Annotated in this window: 22 protein-coding genes; 18 read left to right on the top strand and 4 right to left on the bottom strand. The window is 38.9% G+C overall.

The features are described 5' to 3' along the window. The first annotated feature begins 244 nt into the window (after window positions 1-244). The 4 genes from G4P69_RS16015 to G4P69_RS16000 all read left to right on the top strand — a co-directional run bounded on the left by G4P69_RS16015 (window position 245) and on the right by G4P69_RS16000 (window position 3,711). Window positions 245-571, top strand: coding sequence for a hypothetical protein (locus G4P69_RS16015; protein WP_208340239.1), 327 nt, complete (start codon window positions 245-247; stop codon window positions 569-571). 34 nt (window positions 572-605) lie between these two features. Beyond that, on the top strand, window positions 606-1,043 hold the full coding sequence (locus G4P69_RS16010; protein WP_208340240.1) for a beta-lactamase hydrolase domain-containing protein: 438 nt from the start codon (window positions 606-608) through the stop codon (window positions 1,041-1,043). A gap of 438 nt (window positions 1,044-1,481) precedes the next feature. Beyond that, on the top strand, window positions 1,482-2,519 hold the full coding sequence (locus tag G4P69_RS16005; protein ID WP_208340241.1) for a sulfonate ABC transporter substrate-binding protein: 1,038 nt from the start codon (window positions 1,482-1,484) through the stop codon (window positions 2,517-2,519). Between the two features lie 148 nt (window positions 2,520-2,667). Continuing rightward, the gene (locus tag G4P69_RS16000) at window positions 2,668-3,711 is read left to right on the top strand and encodes an aliphatic sulfonate ABC transporter substrate-binding protein (RefSeq protein ID WP_208340242.1); all 1,044 of its coding nucleotides are present in this window, start codon (window positions 2,668-2,670) and stop codon (window positions 3,709-3,711) included. Between the two features lie 209 nt (window positions 3,712-3,920). On the opposite strand, the gene G4P69_RS15995 is transcribed toward G4P69_RS16000, so the two are convergent. The 3 genes from G4P69_RS15995 to G4P69_RS15985 all read right to left on the bottom strand — a co-directional run bounded on the left by G4P69_RS15995 (window position 3,921) and on the right by G4P69_RS15985 (window position 5,650). Then, a complete protein-coding gene (locus G4P69_RS15995) occupies window positions 3,921-4,703 on the bottom strand; it encodes a class I SAM-dependent methyltransferase (RefSeq protein ID WP_243902242.1) in 783 nt (260 codons plus the stop codon). A 63-nt stretch (window positions 4,704-4,766) separates the two neighbouring features. Then, a complete protein-coding gene (locus G4P69_RS15990) occupies window positions 4,767-5,222 on the bottom strand; it encodes an MFS transporter (RefSeq protein ID WP_310833447.1) in 456 nt (151 codons plus the stop codon). Between the two features lie 8 nt (window positions 5,223-5,230). Beyond that, window positions 5,231-5,650 carry a GFA family protein gene (locus G4P69_RS15985; RefSeq protein ID WP_208340243.1) on the bottom strand — a complete coding sequence of 140 codons (420 nt, stop codon included), beginning with the start codon at window positions 5,648-5,650 and terminating at the stop codon, window positions 5,231-5,233. 696 nt (window positions 5,651-6,346) lie between these two features. Here G4P69_RS15985 and G4P69_RS15980 point away from each other — a divergent pair. The 9 genes from G4P69_RS15980 to G4P69_RS15940 are packed head-to-tail and all read left to right on the top strand — an operon-like array spanning window position 6,347 to window position 17,053. Next, entirely contained in the window at window positions 6,347-8,014 is a 1,668-nt protein-coding gene (locus G4P69_RS15980; RefSeq protein ID WP_208340289.1) for an AAA family ATPase, read from the top strand. A gap of 30 nt (window positions 8,015-8,044) precedes the next feature. Beyond that, entirely contained in the window at window positions 8,045-9,199 is a 1,155-nt protein-coding gene (locus tag G4P69_RS15975) for a hypothetical protein (RefSeq protein ID WP_208340244.1), read from the top strand. Between the two features lie 2 nt (window positions 9,200-9,201). Beyond that, on the top strand, window positions 9,202-9,771 hold the full coding sequence (locus tag G4P69_RS15970) for a 4Fe-4S single cluster domain-containing protein (protein WP_208340245.1): 570 nt from the start codon (window positions 9,202-9,204) through the stop codon (window positions 9,769-9,771). Between the two features lie 19 nt (window positions 9,772-9,790). Next, complete coding sequence (locus G4P69_RS15965) at window positions 9,791-10,594, top strand: hypothetical protein (RefSeq protein ID WP_208340246.1); 804 nt, start codon at window positions 9,791-9,793, stop codon at window positions 10,592-10,594. Further along, on the top strand, window positions 10,595-11,479 hold the full coding sequence (locus tag G4P69_RS15960; RefSeq protein WP_208340247.1) for a hypothetical protein: 885 nt from the start codon (window positions 10,595-10,597) through the stop codon (window positions 11,477-11,479). It begins immediately after the preceding gene. Then, complete coding sequence (locus G4P69_RS15955) at window positions 11,466-12,347, top strand: hypothetical protein (RefSeq protein ID WP_208340248.1); 882 nt, start codon at window positions 11,466-11,468, stop codon at window positions 12,345-12,347. Before G4P69_RS15960 ends, G4P69_RS15955 begins: the two co-directional genes overlap by 14 nt. Before the next feature lie 19 nt (window positions 12,348-12,366). After that, the gene (locus tag G4P69_RS15950) at window positions 12,367-14,595 is read left to right on the top strand and encodes a hypothetical protein (protein ID WP_208340249.1); all 2,229 of its coding nucleotides are present in this window, start codon (window positions 12,367-12,369) and stop codon (window positions 14,593-14,595) included. 3 nt (window positions 14,596-14,598) lie between these two features. Continuing rightward, window positions 14,599-15,693, top strand: a complete 1,095-nt coding sequence (locus G4P69_RS15945; protein WP_208340250.1) for a hypothetical protein — start codon at window positions 14,599-14,601, stop codon at window positions 15,691-15,693. Further along, complete coding sequence (locus G4P69_RS15940; RefSeq protein WP_208340251.1) at window positions 15,638-17,053, top strand: vWA domain-containing protein; 1,416 nt, start codon at window positions 15,638-15,640, stop codon at window positions 17,051-17,053. The genes G4P69_RS15945 and G4P69_RS15940 overlap by 56 nt, the downstream gene beginning before the upstream one ends. A 163-nt stretch (window positions 17,054-17,216) precedes the next feature. Here the strand turns inward: G4P69_RS15940 and G4P69_RS15935 are convergent, their stop codons facing one another. Then, the gene (locus tag G4P69_RS15935; RefSeq protein WP_208340252.1) at window positions 17,217-17,693 is read right to left on the bottom strand and encodes a hypothetical protein; all 477 of its coding nucleotides are present in this window, start codon (window positions 17,691-17,693) and stop codon (window positions 17,217-17,219) included. A 100-nt stretch (window positions 17,694-17,793) separates the two neighbouring features. On the opposite strand from G4P69_RS15935, the gene G4P69_RS15930 reads away from it, so the two are divergent. The 5 genes from G4P69_RS15930 to G4P69_RS15910 all read left to right on the top strand — a co-directional run bounded on the left by G4P69_RS15930 (window position 17,794) and on the right by G4P69_RS15910 (window position 25,802). Then, window positions 17,794-18,312 (top strand): hypothetical protein, encoded by a 519-nt coding sequence (locus G4P69_RS15930; RefSeq protein ID WP_208340253.1) that lies wholly within the window; start codon window positions 17,794-17,796, stop codon window positions 18,310-18,312. A 215-nt stretch (window positions 18,313-18,527) separates the two neighbouring features. Further along, complete coding sequence (locus G4P69_RS15925; protein WP_208340254.1) at window positions 18,528-22,634, top strand: CHAT domain-containing protein; 4,107 nt, start codon at window positions 18,528-18,530, stop codon at window positions 22,632-22,634. A 293-nt stretch (window positions 22,635-22,927) separates the two neighbouring features. Further along, on the top strand, window positions 22,928-23,158 hold the full coding sequence (locus tag G4P69_RS15920) for a CHAT domain-containing protein (RefSeq protein WP_243902246.1): 231 nt from the start codon (window positions 22,928-22,930) through the stop codon (window positions 23,156-23,158). Between the two features lie 196 nt (window positions 23,159-23,354). Continuing rightward, a complete protein-coding gene (locus tag G4P69_RS15915; RefSeq protein ID WP_243902243.1) occupies window positions 23,355-24,917 on the top strand; it encodes a coiled-coil domain-containing protein in 1,563 nt (520 codons plus the stop codon). A gap of 72 nt (window positions 24,918-24,989) precedes the next feature. Then, window positions 24,990-25,802 carry a coiled-coil domain-containing protein gene (locus G4P69_RS15910; RefSeq protein ID WP_208340256.1) on the top strand — a complete coding sequence of 271 codons (813 nt, stop codon included), beginning with the start codon at window positions 24,990-24,992 and terminating at the stop codon, window positions 25,800-25,802. The last annotated feature ends 14 nt before the right edge of the window (window positions 25,803-25,816 follow it).

The following is a 25,816-nucleotide window of genomic DNA, read 5'->3' as shown; positions in this document are numbered from 1 at the left end:
CCCACCCATAAAGGGATGGTGTTTTATAGATATGTTTCAACCCCTGTCTCGGTAACGAGTCAACGCGTGGTTTTAACCAGTATTTATTCTTCTGACTCCTGAATTGTGGCTCCTGAGTTCTTCTTTATAAAAGGATAATTCTTCTGGGGTAGGCGTTGAATACAAGGGACGGGCATATTGCTCGTCCCACAAGATTATAAGAAAGTCTAGCTGAATCCAATAGTCCCCAAATACATTGAAAATTATGGCGATCGCAACGACATCAGTTGACCAAAATACCATTCGTCGTCGTGGTACAGTTTGGGAGTATACTGATAACCCACCACAAAATTTCTTCAGTTCCTATATATCTGGCGCACAGCGTCTCGCAAATGGTAACACCTTAATCACCGAAGGTGCGTTCGGGCGGATATTTGAGGTGACAGTTACAGGAGAAATAGTTTGGGAATATATCAACCCTTACTTTGCGGTTCGTAAAATTCCTGGAGAGAACTCAGTAGTAGCTCATGGCGAGCAAAATTCAATTTTTCGCGCTTTTCGTTATGCTCGAGAAGAAGTGCCTTGGCTCTAGAACGGTAGTAACCTTGACAGATAACTAATTAGAGATGACAGACATCAAAAAAGTAAGTGAGCAACTTAGTGCATCAGGACAAATCACTCCTGAAGAATTACAACAACTAGCGAAAGAAGGGTTTAAATCTATAGTAAACCTGCGTTCTCCTCACGAAACTGGCTTTCTAGCTGACGAACAGGAACAGGCACGAGCCGCAGGAGTTGATTATATCAACATTCCATTAAATCCTTCCGAAGCAAATCAAGAGTTGGTAGATAAAGCAATTCGAGAAATCGAGGATTTACCCAAACCAATCTTAATTCACTGTGCTGCTGGAGCTAGGGCAAGTGCCATTGCTCTAATTGCTAGTTCAATTCAAGAAGGTTCGACACCAGATGAAATTATTGCCAAAGCTCAAGAAATTAACCTGAAATTAGATCAGCCCCACCTAAAACAATTCTTAGAGGAACAAACTAGCCGCAACAGTTAAAGAACTGTTTGAAAAGCATTTGACCTCTGCTTTGCAGTACTAGCAAATTTTTTGAGCAAGACATCTTGCTTTTTTTAGATTTTTGTGGGAAATTTTATTTTAATGTAAAATACTGTAAATTAATCGTTTTACAGTATTTTGTGATGATTTTAAATTTAGACGCCAGTATCCAGAGTCGAAAGATTCTGAAAAAGCTTTGCCGAAGGCTGTTTCAGTACTGATTTTGTCTTAAAAATTCTCAGTTACAGATTGAGAGTCAGTAGATGTATGTATAGATAGCCTCTAAATCATACTCTCTGACATAACTTGTCAATCACGATGAATAGCTAACGTATCCTCACAGATAAAAACTCGGATACAACCAGCAATTTAACGGTTTTACCTTCACCAAATTTGATGACACTAGAATCCCAGTCTAAACAGAGAAATTTTGTAACTATGAAAATACCTTTTCTAGAATCACGACGCACAGTATTAAAGCGTATTGTCCAATATTCCACACTGGGAATATTCGCCCTATCTGCGTCTTTTGCAGGTAGTTTTATACAAAGAACCCAGGCGCAAAACAGACCAGGAATTAATACAACATCAGTCAACTTAGCTTATCAAACTTCTGGCGATATTGTCAAAATCAAAGGAGCAGTAGAACCACAACTGAAAAAGTTAGGTATTACGGTGAATTGGATTCCTTTTCCTGCAGGACCACAACTGTTAGAAGCGATGAACGCTGGTAGGGTGGATATTGGATCTGTGGGAGAAACACCACCAATCTTTGCTCAAGCCGCAGGGGCGCAACTAGTTTATATTTCTGGACGCAAACCCAGCGAGGGTAGAGGACAAGCACTCATCGTTCAAAAAGATTCTCCTATTAAGAAATTATCGGATCTCAAAGGTAAAAAAGTTGTCTTCCAAAAGGGATCATCTGCGCATTATTTAGTGTTGAGAGCTTTAAAGGAAGCAGGTTTAAAAATTAGTGATATTCAATCGGTCAGTTTAACTCCGGCTGAAGCTCGTGATGCCTTCCTGCAAAAAAAGATAGATGCTTGGGCTGTTTGGGATCCTAATCTGGCTTTCGTACAAAGAGAAGCAGGTGCTAGGGTATTGAGAGATTCGTCAGGAATCTCTACCCAAGGAGGTTTTTATCTAGCAAGGCGTGAGTTTGCCACTAAAAATCCAGAGGTAGTACGAGTTTTTTTAGAAGAGGTGGATAAGCTAGGGGAATGGGCAGAGCAAAACCCAACTGAAGTAGCCAAAATTCTCGCTCCTGAATTGAAATTAGATGTACCTCTTTTAGAACAGGTGACACGCCGCCGCACTTATCGATTGAAAAAACTCACGCCTTCTGTGCTGACTCAACAACAACGAGTTGCGGATGAATACTTTGAAGCCAAACTCCTCCCGCGTAAGATTGATATTAAAGAATTTTTACTAGAATCTCAACAATATCAAGCACTCACACCAAAACGGTTGGAGTAGCAGATATAAAGTTGAAAAAAGTTTTTGAAAAACATCATTTGTGGAGATTGAGCATAGGGCATGGGAAATTTTTTGATGTCTTATGATTCATACTGATGTCGTATTCTTGAGAGCAATCCCCATTTTTTAGCCAACAAATATCCCAGCAATGAAAATACCATTTAGTTACCAACGTCGCACATTTATTAAACGTCTTATCCAATACTCAGTATTAGGATTATTCGCTTTATCAACTCCCTTAGCCGGTAGTTTAATACAAAATACTCAAGCCCAGACAAAACCCAAATTTACGGCCAAAGAAATCAATTTGGCTTATCAAACTTCTGGGGATATTGTTAAGGTAAAAAAAGTTGTCGAGCCACGTTTTAAAGCTTTGGGTGTCAAAGTAAATTGGGTAGGACCGTTCCCAGCTGGACCTCAATTGATAGAAGCTATGAATGCAGGTAAGGTTGATATCGGTACAGTGGGAGAGACACCCCCAATATTTTCCCAAGCCGCCGGTATTACAGAGGTTATCTATATTGCTGGACGTACACCCAGTCAGGGGGAAAATCAAGGTATCGTAGTTAGAGCTGATTCCCCTATTAAAAAATTAGCTGATATTAAAGGTAAAAAAGTTGCTTTTCAAAGAGGGTCAAATGCACACTATTTACTAGCAAAAGCTCTCCAAGAGGTCGGCTTAAAAATTACTGATGTGCAAATCGTGGGTTTAACTCCATCAGAAGCCCGCGACGCTTTTATTCAAAATAAAGTAGAGGTTTGGGTAGCGAGTGATCCCTTTTTAGCATTGGTGGAAAACATTATCCCAATTCGTAATTTGAGAAATGCAGCCAGAATTAATACCTTGGGCGGATTCTATCTCGGCAGACGTGCATTTATCACTCAAAATCCTGAATTGGCGCGAGTGTTTTTAGAAGAAGCAGACAAGGTGGGCGAATGGGCAGAAAAAAACCCCACTGAAGTAGCTAAAGCTTTTGCACCCGAACTCAAACTAGAAGTACCAGTTTTAGAAAAGGTAGCACGCCGACGTACCTTTCGCTTAAGAAAACTGACACCTGCAATCATTGAGGAACAACAAAGGGTAGCTGATTTTTATTTTCAGGAAAAAATTATTCCTCGGAATATAAATATTAAGGATGCACTACTTCCGTCTCAATCATATGAAACAATTACACCAAAGCGTCTGAATTGAAGAAGGCAGCTATTCATTAACAGTTATCAGTCAGCCAGCGATTTAAATCGCTGGCTGATAGTTAAAGTCCTCTCAAGAGGACTGAGAAAGGATTTGAGTCCATTTCAATGGAATGCGCGCTATTAGCCCGGAACTTAAGTTCTGGGCGGGATATCGGGCTAAATTAGAATGGTGCAAGATGTCAGCTAACTGATAACTGATCGTAAGTCCTAAGCCCAGTCCCGTACTACAACAATTTTGAACGTTCTTTCACCAGATAAATCATGGGTTAGAGAGCCATAATGTTGTACAGCCCAATCCCGTAAATCTTGAATAACACGAGCAAAAATGTCATCTGGAAGATGCCAAGTATGGCGAGAAACTTTGTTTTGATGATGTTCGATCAATTTCCCTACAGTCAAATCAGATGGCCATTTAGCTGCTATAACTGTTTCCAAAGTTGCTCCTTGTTCTCGTAAAGCATCTAAAACTTCTTGCTCTATTGCACCATAACGGGGTAGAGGATAACCATACTCAGCCATAATAGCTTGCAATTTTTGCTCAAAATCAGAGCTGTTATTGTCCACATAGCCATGAGTGTAAAGGTAGATACCCCCAGGCTTTAAGACTCGACGAATTTCTGCTAGGGCTTGCTGCCAATTAGAAATTAAGTGAAACACATGAACAGTGAGTGCGACATCGAAAGAGTTATCTGGAAATGGTAGGGACGTAGCATCTGCTTTTACTACTGTGAGTCGGTGCGATATGCCTTCTAATTTTCGTTGCAGTTCAGCCAGCATCTTTTCTGAAATATCTACACCAGTATAAGAATAACCTCTTTGAACGATAGGTATAGCGATTCTGCCAGTACCGATACCAGTTTCAAAGAATTTAGTATCTGGTGTTGCTGAAGCTAGGTTCAGGATAGTATCCGTAACTTGCTCAGCTGTTGTAGCGGGTAGTCCACGTGTCGCATCGTAGATATCAGAAACGCGATCAAATGAAATGGTCATTTTTATTGATTCCTTCTCAAAACTGTTTCGTAAAGTGTATGGGAATTCACAAACTCAGTTCATCTATGCAGCAAGGTTGTTCATCTTGACGATCGCATAACGCACGGGCATATCCAATCCCTTTAATAATCCCCCCAATATAACGACAACCATCAGTACCCGAAAATCTACGAACCCTAAAAAAGTTAGAGTGGTAAGGGGAAAGGAAACAAAAAAGCCTAATACTTGCACTAAGATCAGCAAATTGCGTCGGCTCCAGCGATCAGAAAAAACCCCAGAAAACGGTGCCAGTATTAATGTGGGTAAAAATTGAAGAAATCCGGTTAAACCCAATAACCAAGCAGAATGTGTCAATTCATACATTAACCAGGAAATCGTTACCTGGGTCATGAAAGTGCCTGATAGGGAAAGCGTTTGTCCACTAAAGAAAAGTCGAAAGTTACGCGATTTGAATGCAGGAAAATGCAAATAAATCTTTTTGTCCAGCCAGTAATTCAATGTTTGATGCTCCCTGATCACTGAGTCCTTTACAAAAGGTTACGATTTCGGTTAAAGCCAGGTAACTCCCTATTTATATAAGCCCAAGGTACTGCCGAGTCAGTCCAGATTTGATCTATTGGTTTAACCCACTTCGGGTCATCTAGACTTCCGGCTTTAACCCAGATATACTGAGGTTTTGTAGATGCTTTCGTAAACAAAGGTGAACCGCATTCCGGACAGAATTCGCGAGTAATGGCCTTGCCACTGTCGCCTATCTTCGTGTAACTTTTAACCGAGCCAGCGACAACACGAAGAGCCGTTGACTGAAGACGAACTCCAATATTGAAAGCACTACCTGTTGTTTTTCTACAGTCTTGGCAGTGGCAATAATTTGCTGGACCTATATCACCATCATACTCGTATCGCACTTGACCACAGAGGCATCCTCCACTTACAAGTTCAGTCATGCTTTTTCTCCAGACACTGGTATTTGAGGCTGTTTAAACAATAATTAACTTAAGGTCTTCAGTGCTGCTGTAAACATACTTGTCAAAATACTTCTCACTAATTCGCAAGCAGAAAAAGCCAGGTTTTCTGGCGATTTCATAGATACATTGTGCTGAACTGACTTGGTGAATATTCACAGTAATGGGATAAAAATATACTTTAAATTCTATTTCCGATGTATATCCATTGTTACATATTATCACAAATAATTTAGAGAAACTAACAATTAGACATACATATTTTTCTGCAACAAAGCTTGTCACGTCAAGCATGAACACAGTGGAATTTTTGTGTAGTGAGATTGGCTCTGCAGATGAAACTTGTAGAGATGTATATAGTTAAGTATATTGCTTTTATGGTAAGATATTATCCTAGCAACTTATATGAAAAAATAAATAAAAGCTAAGACAGTACTTGCTGCCCAATCAAATAAATGGCTTTTTCTCTAGATCTTGGGCTGTTGAAAGGTTAAAGCTGAAGGCTGCTATTACAAGATTATCCAGAACTTATATATAAGAAGGAGGTGGAAAACCAAAATCGGCTATAGAAGAAGATTTCAGAGAAAGTCTGATTCTCCCTTCAACAAATGGTTATTAAGTTGTGCAACTGAAGCTGTTGAAAACCAAGTTTAAAATATATTGGAGTATGTAAGGGTGATGAGTGCCTACCCTAACGCCCAAGAAGAGTATGATACTATTTCTGCCGAGCAGCTCTACGAAAAATGTTGGCTGGAACTCCGAGATCTTTTACGATCACGGTATACTTTAATTTTTTTGCGCTCGTCTGAAGAAAACCGCGCTGTTCGATGTGCCATCCGCTCACATGACACATGCATAGATGGAATAAACATCAAGGAAGGGGATCTGTGTCGATGGGATAGCACAAGTGGTTTCCAAAAACGGTTATTAGGGAAACAAGGCGTTGAAGAAACAAGGTGGGAGCAGTTAGCTAATCCATCACCAGACAATACCAATGCTGTTATTCAAGCCCTCGATATTTTACACAGACAGTTACAGGAGTTTGCAATCAAGAATCCAGATAGACAATATACCTATCTTCTTCCTGATTGGTCAGCTTTAATACGATCTGACGATCACTTAATAGCACGTAGGCTAAAAGAATTACTTCTAGATATTGAAGATAGAATACCCCGTCCACGCATGACATTGATTGTTATCGGTGCAGACTGGTCAATTCCCACAATTCTTCGTAATAACGTTCATATTCTCGATCTAGCTTTACCCACAGGAAAGGAGCTTTACGATAAGGTCTTCAGTGTTGCATCACACAAATACGAACTATTGGAAGCAGAAGCAAAACGGCTAGCGGAACTAGCTCAGGGTATACCACTACAAGCTGCTATTCAAGCAGCAAGGTTAGTCACTACCCGTAATTTGTGGTCCAACCCAGAAGCTACGGGTAAATTGTTGCTAGAAGTCAAGAAGCAGGAAATTAGAAAAACAGGTGTTCTAGAATATTATGCTCCTCAGGGAGAAGGGCTAAAAGGTGTAGGTGGACTAGAAAATGTTAAAGCTTGGATTGAAAATCGTAAAGCTTGGTTTGAGCAGGATTTAGAACCAGAAATGCGCCCACGGGCTATTTTACTAGAAGGTTTTCCTGGGTGTGGTAAGACGTTCATCGCCAGAGCGATCGCTCAAGAATGGTGCGTACCACAAATCAACTTTGAGATTTCCCGTCTCCAATCTAAATTTGTGGGAGAGTCAGAAAGTAATACGTTCCATGCTCTAAGAGCTATTGAAGCCTCTGCGCCTAATATTCTGTTCATGGATGAAATTGAAAAGGCTTTTTCTGGTACAGGTACTGACACTTCTGGAGTTAGTACGCGCCAGTTTGGTACTTTTTTGTCATGGTTGAACGATCATAAATATCCTATATTTTTCATTGCCACCTCCAATGATAGGGAAAAGCTTCCTCCTGAACTTTTTCGTGCTGGTCGTTTCGATGAAATCTTCATCGTTATGCCACCAAATACTCAAGAGCGAAGGGAAATAATTGAGAAGTGTATTCAGACACATAAACTATTACCTCTTGATAACCTTACTGTAGAACAATTAGTGCGCACAACAGCAGGTTTTTCTGGGGCTGAGTTAGATAAATTAGTGAAAGAGACAAAATATCTAGCTGGTTCTAAAGGTACACCAACTGATAGTAATTGGGAGCAAGCTCTATCAAAAATGAATCCTCAATATCGGACTGGAAGTATGCAAAGGTTGCTTCAAAAGTATCTAAAACTTTTGGAAGATGGTGGAGGAATGCCTGCTTCATCAATTGAAGAAGGTTTTTTAAATCAGCTAATTTTATAAATTTTGTATATAGATCTGAAAGGTCATAAAATGAGTGGCACAAAGACATATTCAGTATCAGGTATTACACCACTGGCAGCACAAGCTGTAGCAGCAGGAGTGGCTGTAGCAGGCTTTGTTGTTGCATCCGGCGTTATGGCAACAGGAGCAGCTGTGGTTATGGCTGCTAAATCGGTTCAAGCATATCAGGAAAGACTTCGTAGAGAAAGAGAAAAAGCCATACAGCAAGAAGAAGAAATCCAACGCCAAATTGCTGAGGCTCGACGTTCTTATCCCAGGAATAAGACAATTGTAAAATTACCTGAAACACGTTCTCAGCCAATATTTACGAATGTACCTGTTAACAATGATGCAGAATTCAACTCCAGAGATTTACAAATCAAAATTCGCGAACAGAAATCTCGTTTACCACGAATTCGAGAAGAGTATCAAAGGCTGATAGAGCAAGAGTTGCTAGATGAGTTAACAGTTTTGCAAGCTCTACGAAATGTTGAACAAACACTTGATTCTGGAAATGTCGCAGCAGCAGAAGTACATCTGCAAGCACTGGATGATGCTCGAATAGAAGCATTTGAGCAATTGCGATCGCAACTGCAATCTGAAGCTGAATATGCCCAAGCACGGCTGGATGCTATAGAAGATCACTTACCAAAAGAGCTCTTTCAAGATTTAGAAACTGAGATTGAGCGAATACGTAGAAGCGATCGCCCATTCACTGACCCAGAGTTGCTAGCAATTCATCAGCAAATAACCGCAGCAGAATTGCAGGCAAATAGGGTTTGGGACGCAGCAGAAAATTTAGTGAAAGCATGGCAAAGTCGAGCCGTTGACTACAAATCTCAAATTATAGGCATTGATGATGGTGACGTTATTGTGGAAATTGAAACTCATGAAAATCAAGACACAGGAGAAAAGGTCAACACAGTTATGCGAGTGCAATTTGATGGACAGCAAATTGATTTATTCGGACCTCGTGAAGAGACTACAGACTGCGCGGCTAGAACTGGAAAAGCACTGCAAATCTTTCAAGAGCAAGGATATTACTTGGAGTGGGATAGCTTAGACGAGCAGCCTGTCCCAGAAGAATATAAACAGGTATATTCAGCACAGAATGTAGCCACTTTAAAAGTTGAACCGCCAGTCCAAGAGTCTCCTAAACGTCGGTTAGAAACTGAAAGCTATTAATAATGACAAAAGAGTATCTGTTAAATCTGGCTTCATGGCTACCTCGTTCTTGTGCTAATGGTCCCGGAACGAGGATGGTATTATGGGTGCAGGGTTGTCCATTTCGATGTCCTAGTTGTCAAAATCCAGACTTTCTGGCATTTCGCATAAATCAGATTCTGACTGTAGATACTGTGTGGCAAGTTTTCCAACAACTACCTGACTTAGCGGGTATTTCCTTCTCTGGTGGTGAACCGTTCGCCCAAGCGGTAGCTTTAGCAGAATTAGCTAGTCTTGTTCAATCTGCTGGTAAAACTGTAGTTTGCTGGACAGGATACCGCTTAGAACAATTACACTCAGGTCGGGTAAAAGGTGCTGATGATCTCTTGCAGCACGTCGATTTATTAATCGATGGTCTTTTTCAAAAACAACAATCAGGTGACGATGTGTTGCGGGGTTCACGTAATCAAGAGCTACACTTTTTGTCAGGACGAATTGTGCAAGCCGATCTGAAAGATATTCCGCGTCAGGAGTGGATCGTTAATGATGCACTCCTGACTTATACAGGTTTTCCGATTGAGGGTGAAGAGTAGAGCCAGAAGGTACAATTTTATGAGTGTGATCGTAATTGGTGATAGAGCAGTTGGTAAGAGCAGCATGATCTTGAGCTTGTGCGAACCGTCTCCGCAAGAGCGCTATGTTGTTGTTGACGAGGATGATAGCAGGAGACTTAAAGAGGAACTAAGTCCTGACGGAAAAGTACTTCCCACAGAAAATCCTATCAATTTGCATTCGCTCTCTTTATATTTAAGACTACCAAGACCTAGAGAAATTACAGTTGATCTAATCGATACTCGTGGGGAATTTTGGGGAGATATAAAGGCAACAGAGAGTCCTCAGGATAAATTTCCGAGCGCTTACCAAGACTTTATGCAAAAGATTGGTAAAGCTCGTTACATTATTTTAGTTCTGCACCCGTATCAAGAGTTAGTCAGAGAAGAATATTTAAAAGCTGAACATAATCCTCTTGATAGAGTAAACAAAGAAGAAGATTTATATCCTCGTGATGTATGGGTCAAAAATCTGAGAAGAAATCTAGAAACACTGAAAAAGAATTGCAAATCAGTCAAGCATTTCTTTGTTTGTCTTCACAAAGCTGATCTTTTTTGTAATTACAAAGAGGAGAGTTCAAAATGGCAATATAATCCCTCAGGAAACAATGATTTTGGGACTTATTTAGATCGCATTATAACTCGCTATTTTAGGGTTGCTAAAGATGTTATTCAGGAGTTTAATGCTAACCAAACTGGTGCTTCTAAATTAAGCTTCTTTATCACTACCAAGAAAGATCGTAAATTACTAGAAATTCCTTGGTTGAGTTTGGGAACATATCTTAGTTTAGATGAAGAGATATAAATGATACCTACAAACAAATCTATACCTATAGAAATGTGTATTATGGGACCTAGAGCTTCAGGTAAAACGACTTACCTGGCATCCTTGCTTGCTCTTGGATTAAACGAACAAGATGGAAATGCTATTAGATCCGGGGGATTGAGGATACATAAACTTGAAGATATAATTAGCAACTTTATTCAACAAAAAAAAGCAGTCCCTCCAACAGATCTAAACGAAGAATATGATTATCGATTTGATATTTCTATCAAGAATGCTAAACGCTTTCGTCAAGCTAACAAGATACAACTGAGTGCTAAGGATCTTTCTGGAGAACGTTTTGACCGGATTTTTAATGCCTTTATAAATCGTGGTCTCTCAAAATCTCCAAAAGAAAAGGAAGAGCTTGAGGGCGACGTTCGGGAATTCCTCACTCAATGTTTAAAATTAAACCGTTGGATGTTTATGCTTACAGAATGGCAGACTGGCAAAGACAAAGAGTTTTTTGAAGTTTTTAAATGGTTATGCGATCGCATAGACGAGAAAAGTAATACAAAGTCTATACAAACCCTACGAGTTGCCGTTGTCATGTCTAAATGTGAACGTGGTGAAATTTGGGGTGGTCGTCTTGATCCAGAAGCAGACTTATTCAAAATTCGATTACCCAAGACTTATAACTTACTGAAAAACAGGTTAAAGAAAAAAGTTAACTTTTTTGCTTGTTCAGCCTATGGCATTTTAGGAAAATATGACCCGCGCCCCAATCGGTTTTATACTGAAGATGATGGCACTCATGCAGAGTATCGTGCTCGCTTGCGAGATTTTGATAACTGGAATCCTTACGGTGTAATTGAACCAATTTACTGGCTGGGTACAGCAGAAAAGTTACACAATGAATTTCTTTAATTTTTTCAACATCCTCAGCGCAACTCCTATTAATCTACCAGGTGGTGACATCCGCATGATTGGCACTCGCGACGCGGGTAAAACATCTTACCTTGCAGCGCTATCTATCTGTTTGCAAGCTGAGAACTACCTAGAAGGACGTATCATATCTGTTGATCCCTATGGGTATGGGGCTGAACATCTCCAAGCCAATGCTGAGAATGTCTTAAAAAATGGGCTTGAAATGCCAGCAAGTGAATACGCTGACTCCTGTAGGTTTTCTATCAAGCTGAAGCCAAAATTCTTCATGAATCCAATTGCGACAATCCGAAGAAAACCTCTCAGGTTGAACATATCTATAACCGCACCTACTGGAGAATTGATTGAGAATTTAATTGCAGGGAATTTTACCCAAGATTCCCTTAATGATTGTGCTTCTGTAGTCGGGCTCATGATTATGCTTGATAGCACTACTCCTAAACGAGATAAAGATTATGCAAAGGCAATTGCTAACTTACAAAGAGAACTAGGAAATATTATCGGAGTGCAGAGAAATCGCCGCAGGTTGAGAAGACACAGAATCGCAGTTGTATTTACTAAAGGTGAACAGAATGATGTTTATCGTAATAAACCTAAAGAGTTTGCCGAACTCAAGTTTTCTAACACTTTCTCAAACTTACATAACTGGCGGCAAACTTGGGGTTGTTCAATGAACTTTTTTATGTGTTCTGCATTTGGCTTTATTGGTGATACACTTCAGCCTAATTGTAGGCAAGTTAAGGGTAGTGCGGCATATACTTTAAGGCAACCAGAAGCTTGGCAACCCTTTGGTTTAGTTGCTCCCATATACTGGTTGCAAACAGGTAAAGACGATCATCAATTGCGATAAGCATAGTAGAGGTTGAGTTATGTGTTCCTTAAATGCCTACAGTGGGAAAGTTGAAATATACGAGTTTTCTAGAGGTTTTAGTGAAGTATGTGAAAAGGATCGATGGATATCCGGCGGTTTTGGAAATGCAATTGACCGTTCCAATTATAACAGACAAATACCCGCTCCCATTCAACAATTTATCAACAATAACCAAAATATCTTCGGAATACCCACTGGTTTTGCACCTGCTACGGAGGAAGTAGCACTAATTGCTAGAGTTATAGATGATCGTTATTGTGTTTTAGCAGTTGCTAATTACCAAGGAAAAGATAATACAGGAAGAGATGGGATCGTCGGATATCGCTACTTTTGGTTAGATAAAAATTCTGAAATTAATAAACACTTCAAATTAGATGGTGTAGGAACTTTACTAAATTGGTGGCTGAAGAATCCCAACGTCTTTGATATGAATCCTAAGTCGTTTACAGGAAATAAGTTAGTTTGCGATGAGTATATAGAAGACATTTCTAGTAATGATATTAATTCTAGTTACCAACAAAAATATTCTATTTATCCTTCCATTCTGACCTTAGCTAACTACAAAGGAGATATTCGACGCGAATTGCACACTCAGGCTGTTGAAGCAGCCAAAAAAGCTGGGCTTCCACTTGCATGGGCTTGGAATGTTCGCAAGCTTTATTTTCCAGAAATGTATGTTGCAATTTGGTGTGAAAATGAGGCTGCTAAACAAACCATTGAGCGCGAATTAGCAACAAAAGGTGTCACCAAGGAAGATACTCTAGCAACTCCACAAATAGCAATAGAAAAGAGAATAGATGGAGATTATCTAGCTGAAAATGAAAAGTCAATCGCGAAAATATTAGACGAATTTGTATTTGCTAATAGTGAGTACAATGCTAACACTCGTTCAGAAAAAGCGAGTGCTATTGTCGAAATATTGTCTAATGAAGAAGGTTTAAATTGGAGTAATTTTTTTGTTGCAGAAAATCAACACATCAAACACCTCAAAACAGATACTGATCCTCGAAAAGAATCAGTGAAATATTATGCTCTACTGCCTCTTTTAATTCCTGAAGAAATTGTTAAATGGTTGAAATGGTTACGAGGAACAAGGAATAAAAAACATATTATAATTTCGTTTGAAACACAGAAAAATATAGTCGATTTTATTCAAAATAAATCGCAAAAGATAGTAGTTTATAAGCGTATATACGATGGAATTTCGATTTTATTAAATGAAGTATTATATAATAATACAAGTATTTTTAAACTTTGTAAATGGCTGTTAGTAACACATAAAGATAATATTTGGTCTATCTCTCTGAATAACTATGTTGCAAACATTGTAGAATTTTTGGATAGGGAAAGGGAACCTTCTAATGAGTCAGGTGTTTTTAGTGGACAAGTTACACAAGAATTTTTAATCAAACTGAGGAGTGATTTATTTAATGAGCAAGTAACTACAAATAAGCCAGGGTATAAAAATTTAGCAAAACTTTTATCCCAACGAGTAGAAACTGAAATTAACTATTTTTCTAAACAATACAAAGAACAACTGCTAGATGTTAATTTATTATCAGCAATTTGCTATCAGTATAGTGAAAAAAATATTCCTTATAATGTTTTATCAAAGCTTGAGCATAATCATAAAAACAAGATAAGTATAATTTTGCATGTTTCTCCTAAAGAAAAAAGATATCATTTAAGAATATGGCGAAATCGTCTTATTTTAGGTACTTTAACATTAGGTTTTCTAATTTTTTTGTTTCAGTTTTTCAGCATCTTGCATTTGTCAAATCCTTCAAATATATCTTTAAAAGAAAGTATTGATAAGTGCAAAAATGTAGACAATAATACGAATCAATATTCAGATAAAAAACAGCAACTACAAAGATGTGAGGAAGAAATAGAAAGATTACTGCCAGGCGAAATAGATAAACTTAGTCGGCTTAGTAAAAGCGAAACTCCTGACGAGGAGAAAGATAAATTGAGAGAAAGAGAAACATATCGGTATATTATTAAAAATAATAAATTCATCAATTCAAGCGTTGTTTTAAAGTTACAAAAAAATAAGGAAATTGACCAATATGTTTTAAATATTTTAAAATACTTGCAACAATCTATCGAAAGGAAAGAACCTTTTCAAGAAATATTAAAAAATCTGCAAAATTGTGCGAATAAAAATGAAGTTGAAGAATTTAAAAATTGTGTACAAAATTTTGAAATATATAAAAATAAGAGGTAAAATGTGAGACCAGAAAGACTGACACTATACATCCTATCAGGTATTGTTGCTGCCTTAGTCAGTTGGGATATTTCGCAGATTCTGCTGGAATTAGCACGAAATATCAGTGGTGGAACTTTGCCATTTAGACCCGACTTTATCTTATTGCCTTTTTTAGCATTTTTCTTTGCTATTAGCATGGTAGCTACAGAAATATTTCTCAGCAATCCTACCCGATATAGAAATAATTTTCAGACACTACGCAGCTATTTTTTTAAAACTATATTATGGAGTGCGATCGCTGGTCTATGTGCAGCAATCTTTACTTTTACTCTTTATGAACTGACAAGCTTATCAGCCGGAGACGTCAAGCGTTTTGTCTGGTGCATTGTTGGACTATCTACAGGTATATGTGAAGGGATAAGCTGGCGATCGCGAAGTATGGAAGGCTTAACTGATAAAGGAAATAAACGAATTAAGAATACAGTTTTATTTGGCAGTCTTGCAGGATTTAGCGCTGCTTTAATTGCTGAGAAATTTTCCCAAAACACATCTTTTTCAAAGGAATATAATGAACCATTTGGGTTTTTAGCTTTTGGCTTGATTTTAGGCGCACTTCTCAGCTTTGCAACTTCCCCAACTTACCAAGTAGCGTTGCGAGCAGGTGAAGGGATAGCATCAATTAATCAAAAGATCATAGACGAAGAAATTAGAAGCGGAATGATACGAGATCTCCCTAAATTAAAACCAAGAGGTGCTTTTCAATTTGTTGTTGAACCACCAAACGAAGGAGCCAATGCAAAAGAACCTGATGTAATTGAAGAAGGGTTATCCATTCAGTTACCAAATGGTCAGCCAATCACAATTGGTGGTGGTGATGACGATGACATATATCTTCCGGAAATACCTTCTAAATGTGCAGAAATTAGGGTCAAATTTCCCTATGCGAAAATTATTTGCCATGAAACAAGCGCCGTTGAACTTTTCCCAACCCTAAGGAATGAATCTCAGGATGGGGAATACACTCTTTGGCATAATCAAATCATTACTTTTAAAAACCCAGATGGTAAAGAATTTTATCGGTTTGTTTTCTACGATCGCTTCCTCGATCCGCAATAACAAGCTTAGTTTCTTAGTCTTTTTCTTAACCTGGATACCAGTTCCTACACTAGCTGCTAGTGGTTCTGTAGAAATCCTCAATTACAAAACCGATGGGGATCGCGTGATTTTGAAAGTCAGAGTACTAGACTCCGAAAACCAGCCTGTTTCTAGTCTTAGTCGCGAAAATTTTCAAATTAAGACAGTTGATGAGCAAAACGCGCAAGCCAACTTTCGTGTAGATAAAGTCATTTCACCAGAACTTTCTAAACCAGATCCTGCCAATATTATTATTTTGCTAGATATGAGTGGCAGTATGCAGCAAAGAGATGCTAGTAAGGTCAGGAAACTTAATGGAGCTACCAAAGCCATACAAGAGATCTTACAACAACTCAGAAAGGAGAACTTACCTTATCAAGTTGCCATTGTGCCTTTTGGTTTTTCCGATTCTAGACAAGCGTGTTCTATTGTATATGATGTTAACGAAAACAAAATTAGAAACAGCTTTCGCGAGATCACAAATACTGATCTAGATAGCCAAATTAACGAACTAGCTAGCCAGAATGTATGTGCAGCAACAAATCTCTATCAACCAGTTGGAGAAGCTGTAAAGTTTTTAGGGACTCAAGGAAACACCCTACACACAAAAGAAAACACAGAGCCTCGACTAGCAGTCATTCTATTATCTGATGGCTATCATGTGGTTGACCGCCCTAGTGAACACCAGCAGTTTGAGAGTTTAAGGAAGGTTTTGCAAAAATATAGTACGAAAGTTACAGTTCACACCCTAGGTTATGGAGAGACTTTGCAGGAATTGCGCGATCGCACCAAATGTCCCTTCACAGATACTTCTCAATTAACAGTGAATCAAGTTAGCACCACTTGCAAATTACCCAAGCTGACACCTCAAGAATTTATTTTTGAAGCAATGCAATTAATTAAGGGAACAGATAATCAGTACGCTCCTCCTTCTACTGATATCGATACCTTTATTGTTGACGAGCAAAGACTCAAAGATATTGCTGAAGCAACAGGAGGATTATATAAGTTTTCTACGAATTCTCAGGATGTTGCAAATAGTTTAATTAATTTTTTTAAAACCCTTCGAGAGTATGAAGTAATATATCGACAAAAAGATGCCAAGCAAGCGACACAGTACAGAACTATCGTCACAGTTGTTTCCCAAGAAAGAAATTTTGAGTTTTCTTCTCCAGAAAAGCTGATTCGACTAAATAACATTGGATTCCAAGCCGAACTTTCTTGGCAGAATTATCTGATTGTATTACTAAGTACTTTTGGCTTTGCTATTATATGGTTTTTTATCTTCTGGCGGTGGAGTAGTCAACTGAGATCGGAATCTGAAAGAGTTATTAATAATTAAGTAAAGGGTATGCTTGTCTCAAATAACTGCATCTAATGCTTATACCAATTTAAGAAATGATCGCTACACATGTAGGTTGGGTTGAGAAACGAAACCCAACGCAAAAAACCGATATTTTGTTGGGTTTCACTCCGTTCAACCCAACCTACAGATCTGTGATTAGTTAAGGAGCTACATTATTTATCTTAAAACCTTGAGGCTCACAGTACTTATTAAAAGATGTTAAAAGTTCTTTTTCTTCTAGAACAGATTGTCTTATTTTCTTCAAACTATTATAACCAATTTGAGGATTACTCACTATCTTATTTAGTTTGAGAATATCTGATCCTGCAGAGGTATAATTGTCGTATAAGCTAGAAAACTTTTCTTGGAAGGTGATAAGTGACTTGTCGTTGAATGCTGTTTGACTTGTTATTTCTCGACCAGACTTTTCTGTAATATTTATAAATTGTGAGAGTGCATCTCTATCAAATTTTGAATTCTGCTTAAATGCCTGAGTTTCGTCAACAACAGTTTGCATAACTTGAGTGAATCTTTGGCACTGATCCTTAGTACTCTCGGCTTGATTACAACTAGCTAATACAAAAGCGCTTACTGTAATCACGAAATAGTAAAAATAAGGTTTTTGAATATTAAACACGGTATTACTCTTAACTCATATAATATGTTTCAGTTTACGGTACATTCAATAACACTTTCAAGGTATAATAAATATAATTTTATTAACAAAAAATACAAAAATGACTGAATACACCTTGATCATCCGAGATATAATGTCTGGGAACAAAGAAGTAGAAGTACATTCCATACTGTTGTCAGGAATATATGAGCAGTATCCAAAAGACTTTTTTGAATCTAAAGTAGAAGGATCAGTTAATAGAGAAACCTTACGCAGGAACTTACAAGAAAAGCTTCATCGACCCGAAATTAGCACTGATATTTTAGAGTATATTATTACTCAGTGGTGTCAAGGTATTAAAGAGCATTATAAACGACGTTTTGTTTTACCTCTAGAACTACTCTATACCCAACCACGTGTTGTCCCTCGCTCCCCCACCTACAAAAATGTTAAGCAGCATCCAAGTGTAACTAGCTTACCTACAAATGTTCGTGATGTGAAAACAGCAGACAGTATTCACCCTGTCACTACGAACAAGCAAGAGTTAGATCAGCAAAATGCGAAGTCTGGAACTCCGCCACAGACTGTTCCAGAGCCACAAATCAGATCACGCGCTGCTACAGATGCGTGGAGTGACTAAGCAGCATTAGCAAAGCCCATACACCCCTACCTGAAAATTTGTGTAAGTGTAAATCTTTTTGAATAAGTATGACAATATCCATCAAACTGCTGTAATTCTTAACGAAAGTATGCGTTAACTTAAGAATTTTTAGGGTTACTATCTAAATTACCAGACTTAGAACACTTTCAGCAATCTGTAAGCTGATTTAACTGGATTATACGGAACTGCTATATATGAGCGAGCAAAGTCCAAAGCCCTACTTGTTTTTGATTCAAGAACTCCTGCGGTGTCCTAGTGGTATGGAGAAATCCATCTTAGATGCTACTTCAGATCTAATAGATGATGGCTTAGTCTCTATGATCCAGCAAATGAAGCAAACCTATGGTGAGATGCGTGATCAAGATACAGTGGATGCTTTGAATAGGCTGCTCCAGCTTGTGTCTGAGAGACTTGAAATAACAACGATGACTGAAACTCCCTTAACTAGCTCAGACACTGTTGTATCTAGAAATTATACCGCAACTTCAACATCTACTGATACGGCAACCCCCTCCTCAATTCCAGAGACCGATGAAACTGTTTTTATTCAAGAAATATTGCCATTAATTTTGCAGGGAGATGGTGATCTTGAGAAAACAATGCAGTTAATATTTCAGTCGTCTTTAGGACAATTGGATCCAGCATCAGCCCAGCAATTACTGAGTTCTGTTTTAGGGAGTGGTGGTAATTCTCAACAATTTATCAATCTATTATTACAATCTGGATTTCTAGGGCAGATGGATTCTGCTTCGACTGAAATAATCCAGACTTTAATGAATAATGTCTCGCAGCGAGGTAAAGCCAATTCTCTACAGAAAAATTTGGTTTTGACTATCGAAGAAATGCTTCAATTAGCTGAAAAGAGAGGAAATGCTCAAGGTGCTGAAGCATTAAAATACCCGCTTCAAGAATTAGCTAAATTATGGGGAGTATCATTATCAAACAACGTTGTTGAGTCACAAGTCGTTGAATCACAAAATACACTTATACAGATAATTTTCCTAAAAATTGTTCAAACTAAAGAACAAGGGAAAAGTTACGAGCAGATTTACTCAGAGGTTTCTCCATTATTGGAAGGAAATATCGATAAATTAAATGATGATCTTCCTCATCTGCTCGAAGCTTGGGCAAGGACATTACCCAAAGGAACGCCAGAGCAAGCTAAACAGTTTGCTGCCGTAATCTTTTTAATGGGAGAATCAATTGCTAAATTTCCTTTAGGTAGTGTTGCTACTAATATTGAAATTGCAATCTCCTGTTATGAAGTTGCCTTAAAATTTTTCATCCGTGAAGATGATCCAGAATTATGGGCATCTGTTCAAGGCTCTTTAGGAAATGCTTATTTGGATCGGATTCGAGAAGATAAAGCAGAAAATATAGAAAAAGCAATAACAGCTCATCAAGCTGCCCTACAAAGCTTCTCGCTTGCCAACTCTCGTAAAGAGTGGGTCTCTACTCAAATACACTTAAGTAATGCTTATAGGGTTCGTATCCAAGGAAATAAAGTAACAAATATAGAAGTGGCAGTTACTGCTGCTGAAGCTGCGTTAAAACAGATAAATCGAGGAGAATTTCCTCAAGTGTGGGCAAAGGGAAAGGAAACTCTAGCAAATGCTTATAGCGATCGCATCGAAGGCAATCGTGCGGAAAATGTTGAACTAGCAATTGCTGCTTACGAGGAAGCTTTGGAGGTGTACACACAGGAAAGTAATCCTGAAGGATGGGCAGGAATTCACAACAATCTTGCTTATGCTTATCGAAAGCGTAGTCAAGGAAACCGAGATGAAAATCTCGAACAAGCAATTGAAGCTTGTAAAAAAGCTATATCTGTCCAAAGTCGTAAAAAGAATCCACCAACTTGGGCAACAGTTCAAACGACTTTGGGCACTATTTATCTTGAGCGTATTCAGGGCGACCGAGCAGAAAATTTGAGGTTAGCAATTACAGCATACAGGGCAGCTCTTGAAGTCTACACCCCTGAAGCCTTCCCTGAACAGTGGGCAATGATCCAAAGCAATTTAGCTGTTGTCTATTTTTATTCGGCAGACCGATTTACAAAAAACAGTGAAACCAATTTAGAATCAGCAATTGAAGCTGGCGAAGCGGCTCTACAAGTTTATACCCGCGAAGCATTTCCTGAAAAGTGGGCAATGATTTGCACAACCCTTGCAAATGCTTACAGTCGTCGAATTCAGGGGGATAAGACAGAAAATATTGAACAAGCGATCGCAACTTATAAAAAAGCCTTGGAAGTCAGTACCCGTGAAACTTTGCCTCATAGTTGGGCACTGATTCAGCTATGCTTGGCGATCGCGTACCAAGATCGTATTCAAGGGAACAAAACCAAAAATCTTCAACTGGCGATTGCCGCTTGTCATGCAGCGTTAGAAATCTATACACCCGAAACATTCCCTTCACTTTGGGCAATGACCCAGAACAACCTTGGAACGATCCACCTAGAGCTAGGCGAAATTGAAGCAGCAATTAAATCTTATCAGTTGGCTTTAGAAATTCACACACCTAAAACTAACCCTGTTGATTGTTTTAAGCACGGGCACAATCTTGGTAGAGCAGCTTTACAACTTGGACAATTACAGGAAGCCATTGCAGGATTGAGTACCGCTATTGAAGCTGTAGAACAAAGCCGGGCTTGGACAACATTAGACCTACGTAAACAAGAGCTATTGTCAGATGCAATTAATGTTTATTTTGGCATTGTAGAAGCTTACGTTCAAGATAATCAACCAGACAGAGCCATTGAGTATGTTGAACGAAGCAAAGCTCGGAATTTAGTTGAACTTTTAGCAACCCGCGATCTCTCCCCTAAAGGAGTCCCCGAAAGCGTGAGTGAAAGATTCAAACAATTACGCCAGGAAATGGTGACACAGCGGCGTCGCCTTGAAATTGTTGAGGAGCGCTTGGGGTTTCTTAACATTGGAGATGGCGAGCGAATAGATAATTTGGAAACTAGACCTTCGGAGCGTCAGTATCTTAATCAGTTGGAAGAACAACTCGATGATTTGATGAAAACTATCGATCAAATTGACCCTACCTTTCGAGAAACTCAACAGGTTAAAGCCATCCCATTTAACCAGATTGTCTCTGCAATAGATGCGGGAACCGCCATTGTTGAGTGGTATTTAACTTCTAACAGTTGTTACACTTTTATTATAACTTCTGATTGTCACCAACCTCAAGTTTTGTCATCTGCTGCTATCGACAATAAAATTATTCAAGACTTGAATAATTGGTTTTATGAGTATTTTGAAGACTATCAAAATGATAAAAACCACTGGCGATCACAATTGACCGAACGTCTTCAGCAGCTTAGCCAACTTCTCCATATCGAAGATATTCTCACTTGTGTGCCTACTACTTGCGATCGCATCATCTTGATTCCCCATCGCTTTCTACACCTACTTCCACTTCACGCCTTACCCCTAAACGATGGCACAAGTTTATTCGAGCGCTTTCTTGGTGGGGTGAGCTATGCTCCAAGTTGCCAGATGTTGCAACAGTTGCAAAAGCGACAACGCCCAAATTTTGAATCTATCTTTGCTATCCAGAACCCAACAGAAGACCTCGGCTACACAGATACTGAAGTCGAAATTATTAAAAGCTACTTTAGACAAACCAATATTCTTAAAAAAGCAAACGCTACCAAGTCAGCCATTGAGGGTACAGATCTCAATACTTTCCACTGCGCCCACTTTAGCTGTCACGGCTACTTTAATCTTACCAATCCTCGGAATTCTGCCCTTATGCTGGCAGATCCCTCCGCCAAATCCACATTCACGGAACCTGATTCAGAAAACTCTTCAAGTTTGCAAGATGACGAAGTGCTTGACCTAGAAAAGTACCTCACTTTAGATACAATCTTTACCCTCAACTTAGAACAATGTCGCCTCGTCACAATGTCTGCTTGTGAAACCGGATTGATTGACTTTAATAATACTAGTGATGAATACATTGGCTTACCTAGTGCCTTTTTGTATGCAGGCACACAGTATGTCGTCAGTTCGCTTTGGACTGTGAAAGACCTATCGACAGCATTTTTAATGGCAAAATTCTACGAAAATCTGCAAGGGCAAACATCAGTAGCTGTTGCTCTCAACCAAGCGCAATGCTGGTTGAAAGGCGTTACTAAAGCTCAATTAGTTGCATGGATGACAGAAAATCCATTCCCTCTAAATCCGACTATGCGAACACCGTTACAGAGACTTCTACACAAGCTGCAAGATGACGACCAACCCTTTCAAAATCCATTTCACTGGGCTGCATTTTGTGCGATTGGTAAGTAACGTTTCTTTGTTGTGTGCAATAAAGCCGATCGCTTGCTTTAAAGAATACGTGATCGCGCTTAGACGTAACGTCGTGACGCACCAAACCCTTTCAAAAATCAAATAGTAATCCTATAAAATACTGGTATCAATAATCATATATCTGACTCAGCACGTTTGACTTTTCGTGCCTGAAGCTTTGCCCAAGCTGCTTCCTGACCTGGTTTCGGTGGGATGACAGCAATCTGGGCGATCCGTTCACGATTGTCGTTAGTTCACTTTGGACGATTAGTGATTTGTCTACTGCCTTTTTAATGATTAAGTTTTATCAAAATTTGCAAACGGAAATTTCTGTAGCCCTTGCGCCCAACCAGGCGCAATTCTGGGTTAGAAATATCACTATGACTCAACTTTGGCAATGGATTCAAGAAACGCAGTTACCCCTAAGCCCAACCCAGAAGATGCTTTTTAGAAGAATCCCAGCTAACAGTAAGCTGTTTCAAGACCCCTTCCACTGGACACCATTGTGCGCAATTGATATGTAAAATCTAAAGTAACGTGAGCCATGCGCGAATGGCACAGATTTATCCAAAATATATCTGTAGCAATTGTAAAAATCTCCTCTAAAATGAAAGAAAATGCACCTTTAACCATATAATTTATTACTAGTAATTCATTAGGAGATAAATCAGGAACGGGTTGATGTAGGAGGTCGCGCACCTTGTCAAACACATTTAGCAATTGAGTGAACGAATTGTAAGACAGCTAAACTCTAATTTAGTCAGTGTTGCCAAAACTACAGGAGCAACTGTTATGAGTGGGGAAAAAAGGCGCTATGTTAGCGTTGACGACCAAGAGCTAAGACGATTAAGAGAGCAAGATAGCCGATTGAGATCGGTGCAACAAGATTTACCTGAGCGCTTAAATAAAGTTAGAGAAGAAACAAGACGCGAATTTCAGCAACGATTAGCTCCCTTAGAGCAACGTGCTAGGCAACAGGAACAAGATATGCAACAATTGCGGAGTGGGCTGAGCGATCTAGAAAGAAGTACCCAGAGACGATTGCAGCAACAACGGCAGGAATTTAACAACGCGCTGCGTGAATCGGAGTACCGCCAGCAACAAGCCTTAATCAGAGAAACTAGTCGCTTGGAATCTGCTATGAATCAGGGATTTGCTCAACAGCGCTGTGAGTATTTGCGGATTACATCTGAGCAACGGCAGGAATATTTGCGGTTAAATCAGCAACTCGCTCAAAAGTTCACTCAATTAATTGTAGAAGAACGGCAAGCACGAGAGAAAGGTCAGCGGGTTTTGCAACAGCAGATTGACCGGATTTTTGACAGCATTGAACAGGAAAAGCAATACAAAGCTAAGCTGGCACAAGATTTGCTAGCTGACGTGGAGGTGATTTGGCAGCAAATTGATCGGAATTACCAGCATGAGCGATTCGCACCTGGTAGACTAGCTGACCTGCGGCGGGGTTTGGAGCTAGCACGCAACAATATTCAGGTAGGTGTGAGTGAAGCTGCGATCGCTACTGCACAACAAACCTATCTAGCCCTTAGCGATCTACGACTGGAATTGGAGCAAAAAGAGCAAGAGTGGCTACTGCTTTACAATGCAGCTTTGGAAGATTTACGCAGTTTGATTGCAGAGGTTCAAGCTAACCGTGAATGTGAGGTGGAAGTTGGTCAAGGCGATGAGGCGGATAAGTTTCGGCTAGAGGTAGACTATTGGGTAAGTGGTCGTCTCAGCGAGTACGAGCAAGAACTCAATCATTTAGAAGCACAACTTAAGACGGGTGAATCCACATTAACCACTGAGCAAGTCAAACAAATTGGTGAACAGATTAATAACTTACATCCTCGATTGGGACAGATTGTTGAGCAGGCAAAACTAGAAATATTGGGTTCACAGTTAAGGGTAGAAATCGCAGATAAGGCGGTGGAAGTACTGGAGTCTATGGGATATAGCCTTGTTGACTCAGATACAAATGCCATTTATGAAGGGATGGATCAGCGCAATGCCTATGTAGTAAAAGTGAAGAACATTGCTGGGGATGAAGTGGTGACGATCATTAGTCCTGAAAAAGAGTTTGGCACAAACTCTGTCTCCATTAATACATTTAGCCAGAAGTTGCTGGATGAAAAAGCGACTCAACAAAATGCTAAGGCAATTTTTGATGTTTTAGAGGTGGAGGGAGTGAAGGGAACAAGACCTTTAGAATGTCTTACACGACCAAAACAGGAGTATCAAAATATGCAGCAAGTGAGGCAACGCCGGGGCAAACAAGGCACGTAGACGCATGAAAAACTTTGATTTGTTGCTCTTTCTGTGGATATCGCGAACAGAATATTCAGCTTAAGAGGAAATATGGCTAACTGTCCAGTCTGTAATACTGAGTATACCGAAGGTGATGTTGGAAATTGCTCTATTTGTGGATGGGATTTGAGTCCTTACCCAATAGTATTTGCAGGTCAGATACATGATGCTTTTTTGGAAAAGGAACGAAAAAAACTAGCTTGGGCAAAACAGAGTTGGCTTAAATCCCAGTCGAAAGAAGAACTAGATAGAGCTAATCAAGAAATATCATTATTACTATCTGAATTAGATCTGACTCAACAGGAAAAATATCTATTTGAGGAGGAAGTGGAACAATTGACTAAAGGACAAAAGCAGATACAAAATCAGCTACAACATTTACAGCAAAAGAAAAAGGAACTTGAAGTTGAATTAGCAGAGCAACCTAGTCTAAAAGAAGTCAACGATAAATTTCAGCAACAAATTCGATTATTAGAAGAAGAACGAAAAAAGGAAGTTTCACAAGTAACTTATTCTTTAGATAGAGCGAATCAAAGAATAAAAGAATTACAAATAAAAAATTTAAAATATGAAGAGAATATATTTAATTTAATGACATTATCGAATAATTTTATAGAATTTAAATTTGGAATTCAAATAATATTATTTATTTGCTTAATTGGTACACCAATGGCTAGCGTGCTAATGTTTTTCTCATTATCTAATGAATATTGCATAATAATATTATTACGTTATATAGCTCTAATAATAATATTATTATTTACCGGTGGAACAATAATTTTATCGATAACATTATATGTGGCACAAACATTAGGAAAATTTGGCTACAACAATCAGCTTTTAAGGAGATTTTATCATGAATAAAAATTAGATATTCT

This window comes from Aetokthonos hydrillicola CCALA 1050 (genome assembly GCF_017591665.1).
GTDB classification, from domain to species: Bacteria; Cyanobacteriota; Cyanobacteriia; order Cyanobacteriales; family Nostocaceae; genus Aetokthonos; species Aetokthonos hydrillicola.
The sequence above is the reverse complement of the archived record's forward strand: the minus strand, read 5'-3'. Positions and strand labels throughout refer to the sequence as shown.

Excerpts from the sequence above, each read along its gene's own strand:
- G4P69_RS16015 (WP_208340239.1), top strand. The coding sequence starts at position 245 with ATGGCGATCGCAACGACATCAGTTGACCAAAATACCATTCGTCGTCGT.
- G4P69_RS16010 (WP_208340240.1), top strand. The coding sequence starts at position 606 with ATGACAGACATCAAAAAAGTAAGTGAGCAACTTAGTGCATCAGGACAA.
- G4P69_RS16005 (WP_208340241.1), top strand. The coding sequence starts at position 1,482 with ATGAAAATACCTTTTCTAGAATCACGACGCACAGTATTAAAGCGTATT.
- G4P69_RS16000 (WP_208340242.1), top strand. The coding sequence starts at position 2,668 with ATGAAAATACCATTTAGTTACCAACGTCGCACATTTATTAAACGTCTT.
- G4P69_RS15995 (WP_243902242.1), bottom strand. The coding sequence starts at position 4,703 with ATGACCATTTCATTTGATCGCGTTTCTGATATCTACGATGCGACACGT.
- G4P69_RS15985 (WP_208340243.1), bottom strand. The coding sequence starts at position 5,650 with ATGACTGAACTTGTAAGTGGAGGATGCCTCTGTGGTCAAGTGCGATAC.
- G4P69_RS15980 (WP_208340289.1), top strand. The coding sequence starts at position 6,347 with ATGAGTGCCTACCCTAACGCCCAAGAAGAGTATGATACTATTTCTGCC.
- G4P69_RS15975 (WP_208340244.1), top strand. The coding sequence starts at position 8,045 with ATGAGTGGCACAAAGACATATTCAGTATCAGGTATTACACCACTGGCA.
- G4P69_RS15970 (WP_208340245.1), top strand. The coding sequence starts at position 9,202 with ATGACAAAAGAGTATCTGTTAAATCTGGCTTCATGGCTACCTCGTTCT.
- G4P69_RS15965 (WP_208340246.1), top strand. The coding sequence starts at position 9,791 with ATGAGTGTGATCGTAATTGGTGATAGAGCAGTTGGTAAGAGCAGCATG.
- G4P69_RS15960 (WP_208340247.1), top strand. The coding sequence starts at position 10,595 with ATGATACCTACAAACAAATCTATACCTATAGAAATGTGTATTATGGGA.
- G4P69_RS15955 (WP_208340248.1), top strand. The coding sequence starts at position 11,466 with ATGAATTTCTTTAATTTTTTCAACATCCTCAGCGCAACTCCTATTAAT.
- G4P69_RS15950 (WP_208340249.1), top strand. The coding sequence starts at position 12,367 with ATGTGTTCCTTAAATGCCTACAGTGGGAAAGTTGAAATATACGAGTTT.
- G4P69_RS15940 (WP_208340251.1), top strand. The coding sequence starts at position 15,638 with ATGGTAAAGAATTTTATCGGTTTGTTTTCTACGATCGCTTCCTCGATC.
- G4P69_RS15930 (WP_208340253.1), top strand. The coding sequence starts at position 17,794 with ATGACTGAATACACCTTGATCATCCGAGATATAATGTCTGGGAACAAA.
- G4P69_RS15925 (WP_208340254.1), top strand. The coding sequence starts at position 18,528 with ATGAGCGAGCAAAGTCCAAAGCCCTACTTGTTTTTGATTCAAGAACTC.
- G4P69_RS15920 (WP_243902246.1), top strand. The coding sequence starts at position 22,928 with ATGATTAAGTTTTATCAAAATTTGCAAACGGAAATTTCTGTAGCCCTT.
- G4P69_RS15910 (WP_208340256.1), top strand. The coding sequence starts at position 24,990 with ATGGCTAACTGTCCAGTCTGTAATACTGAGTATACCGAAGGTGATGTT.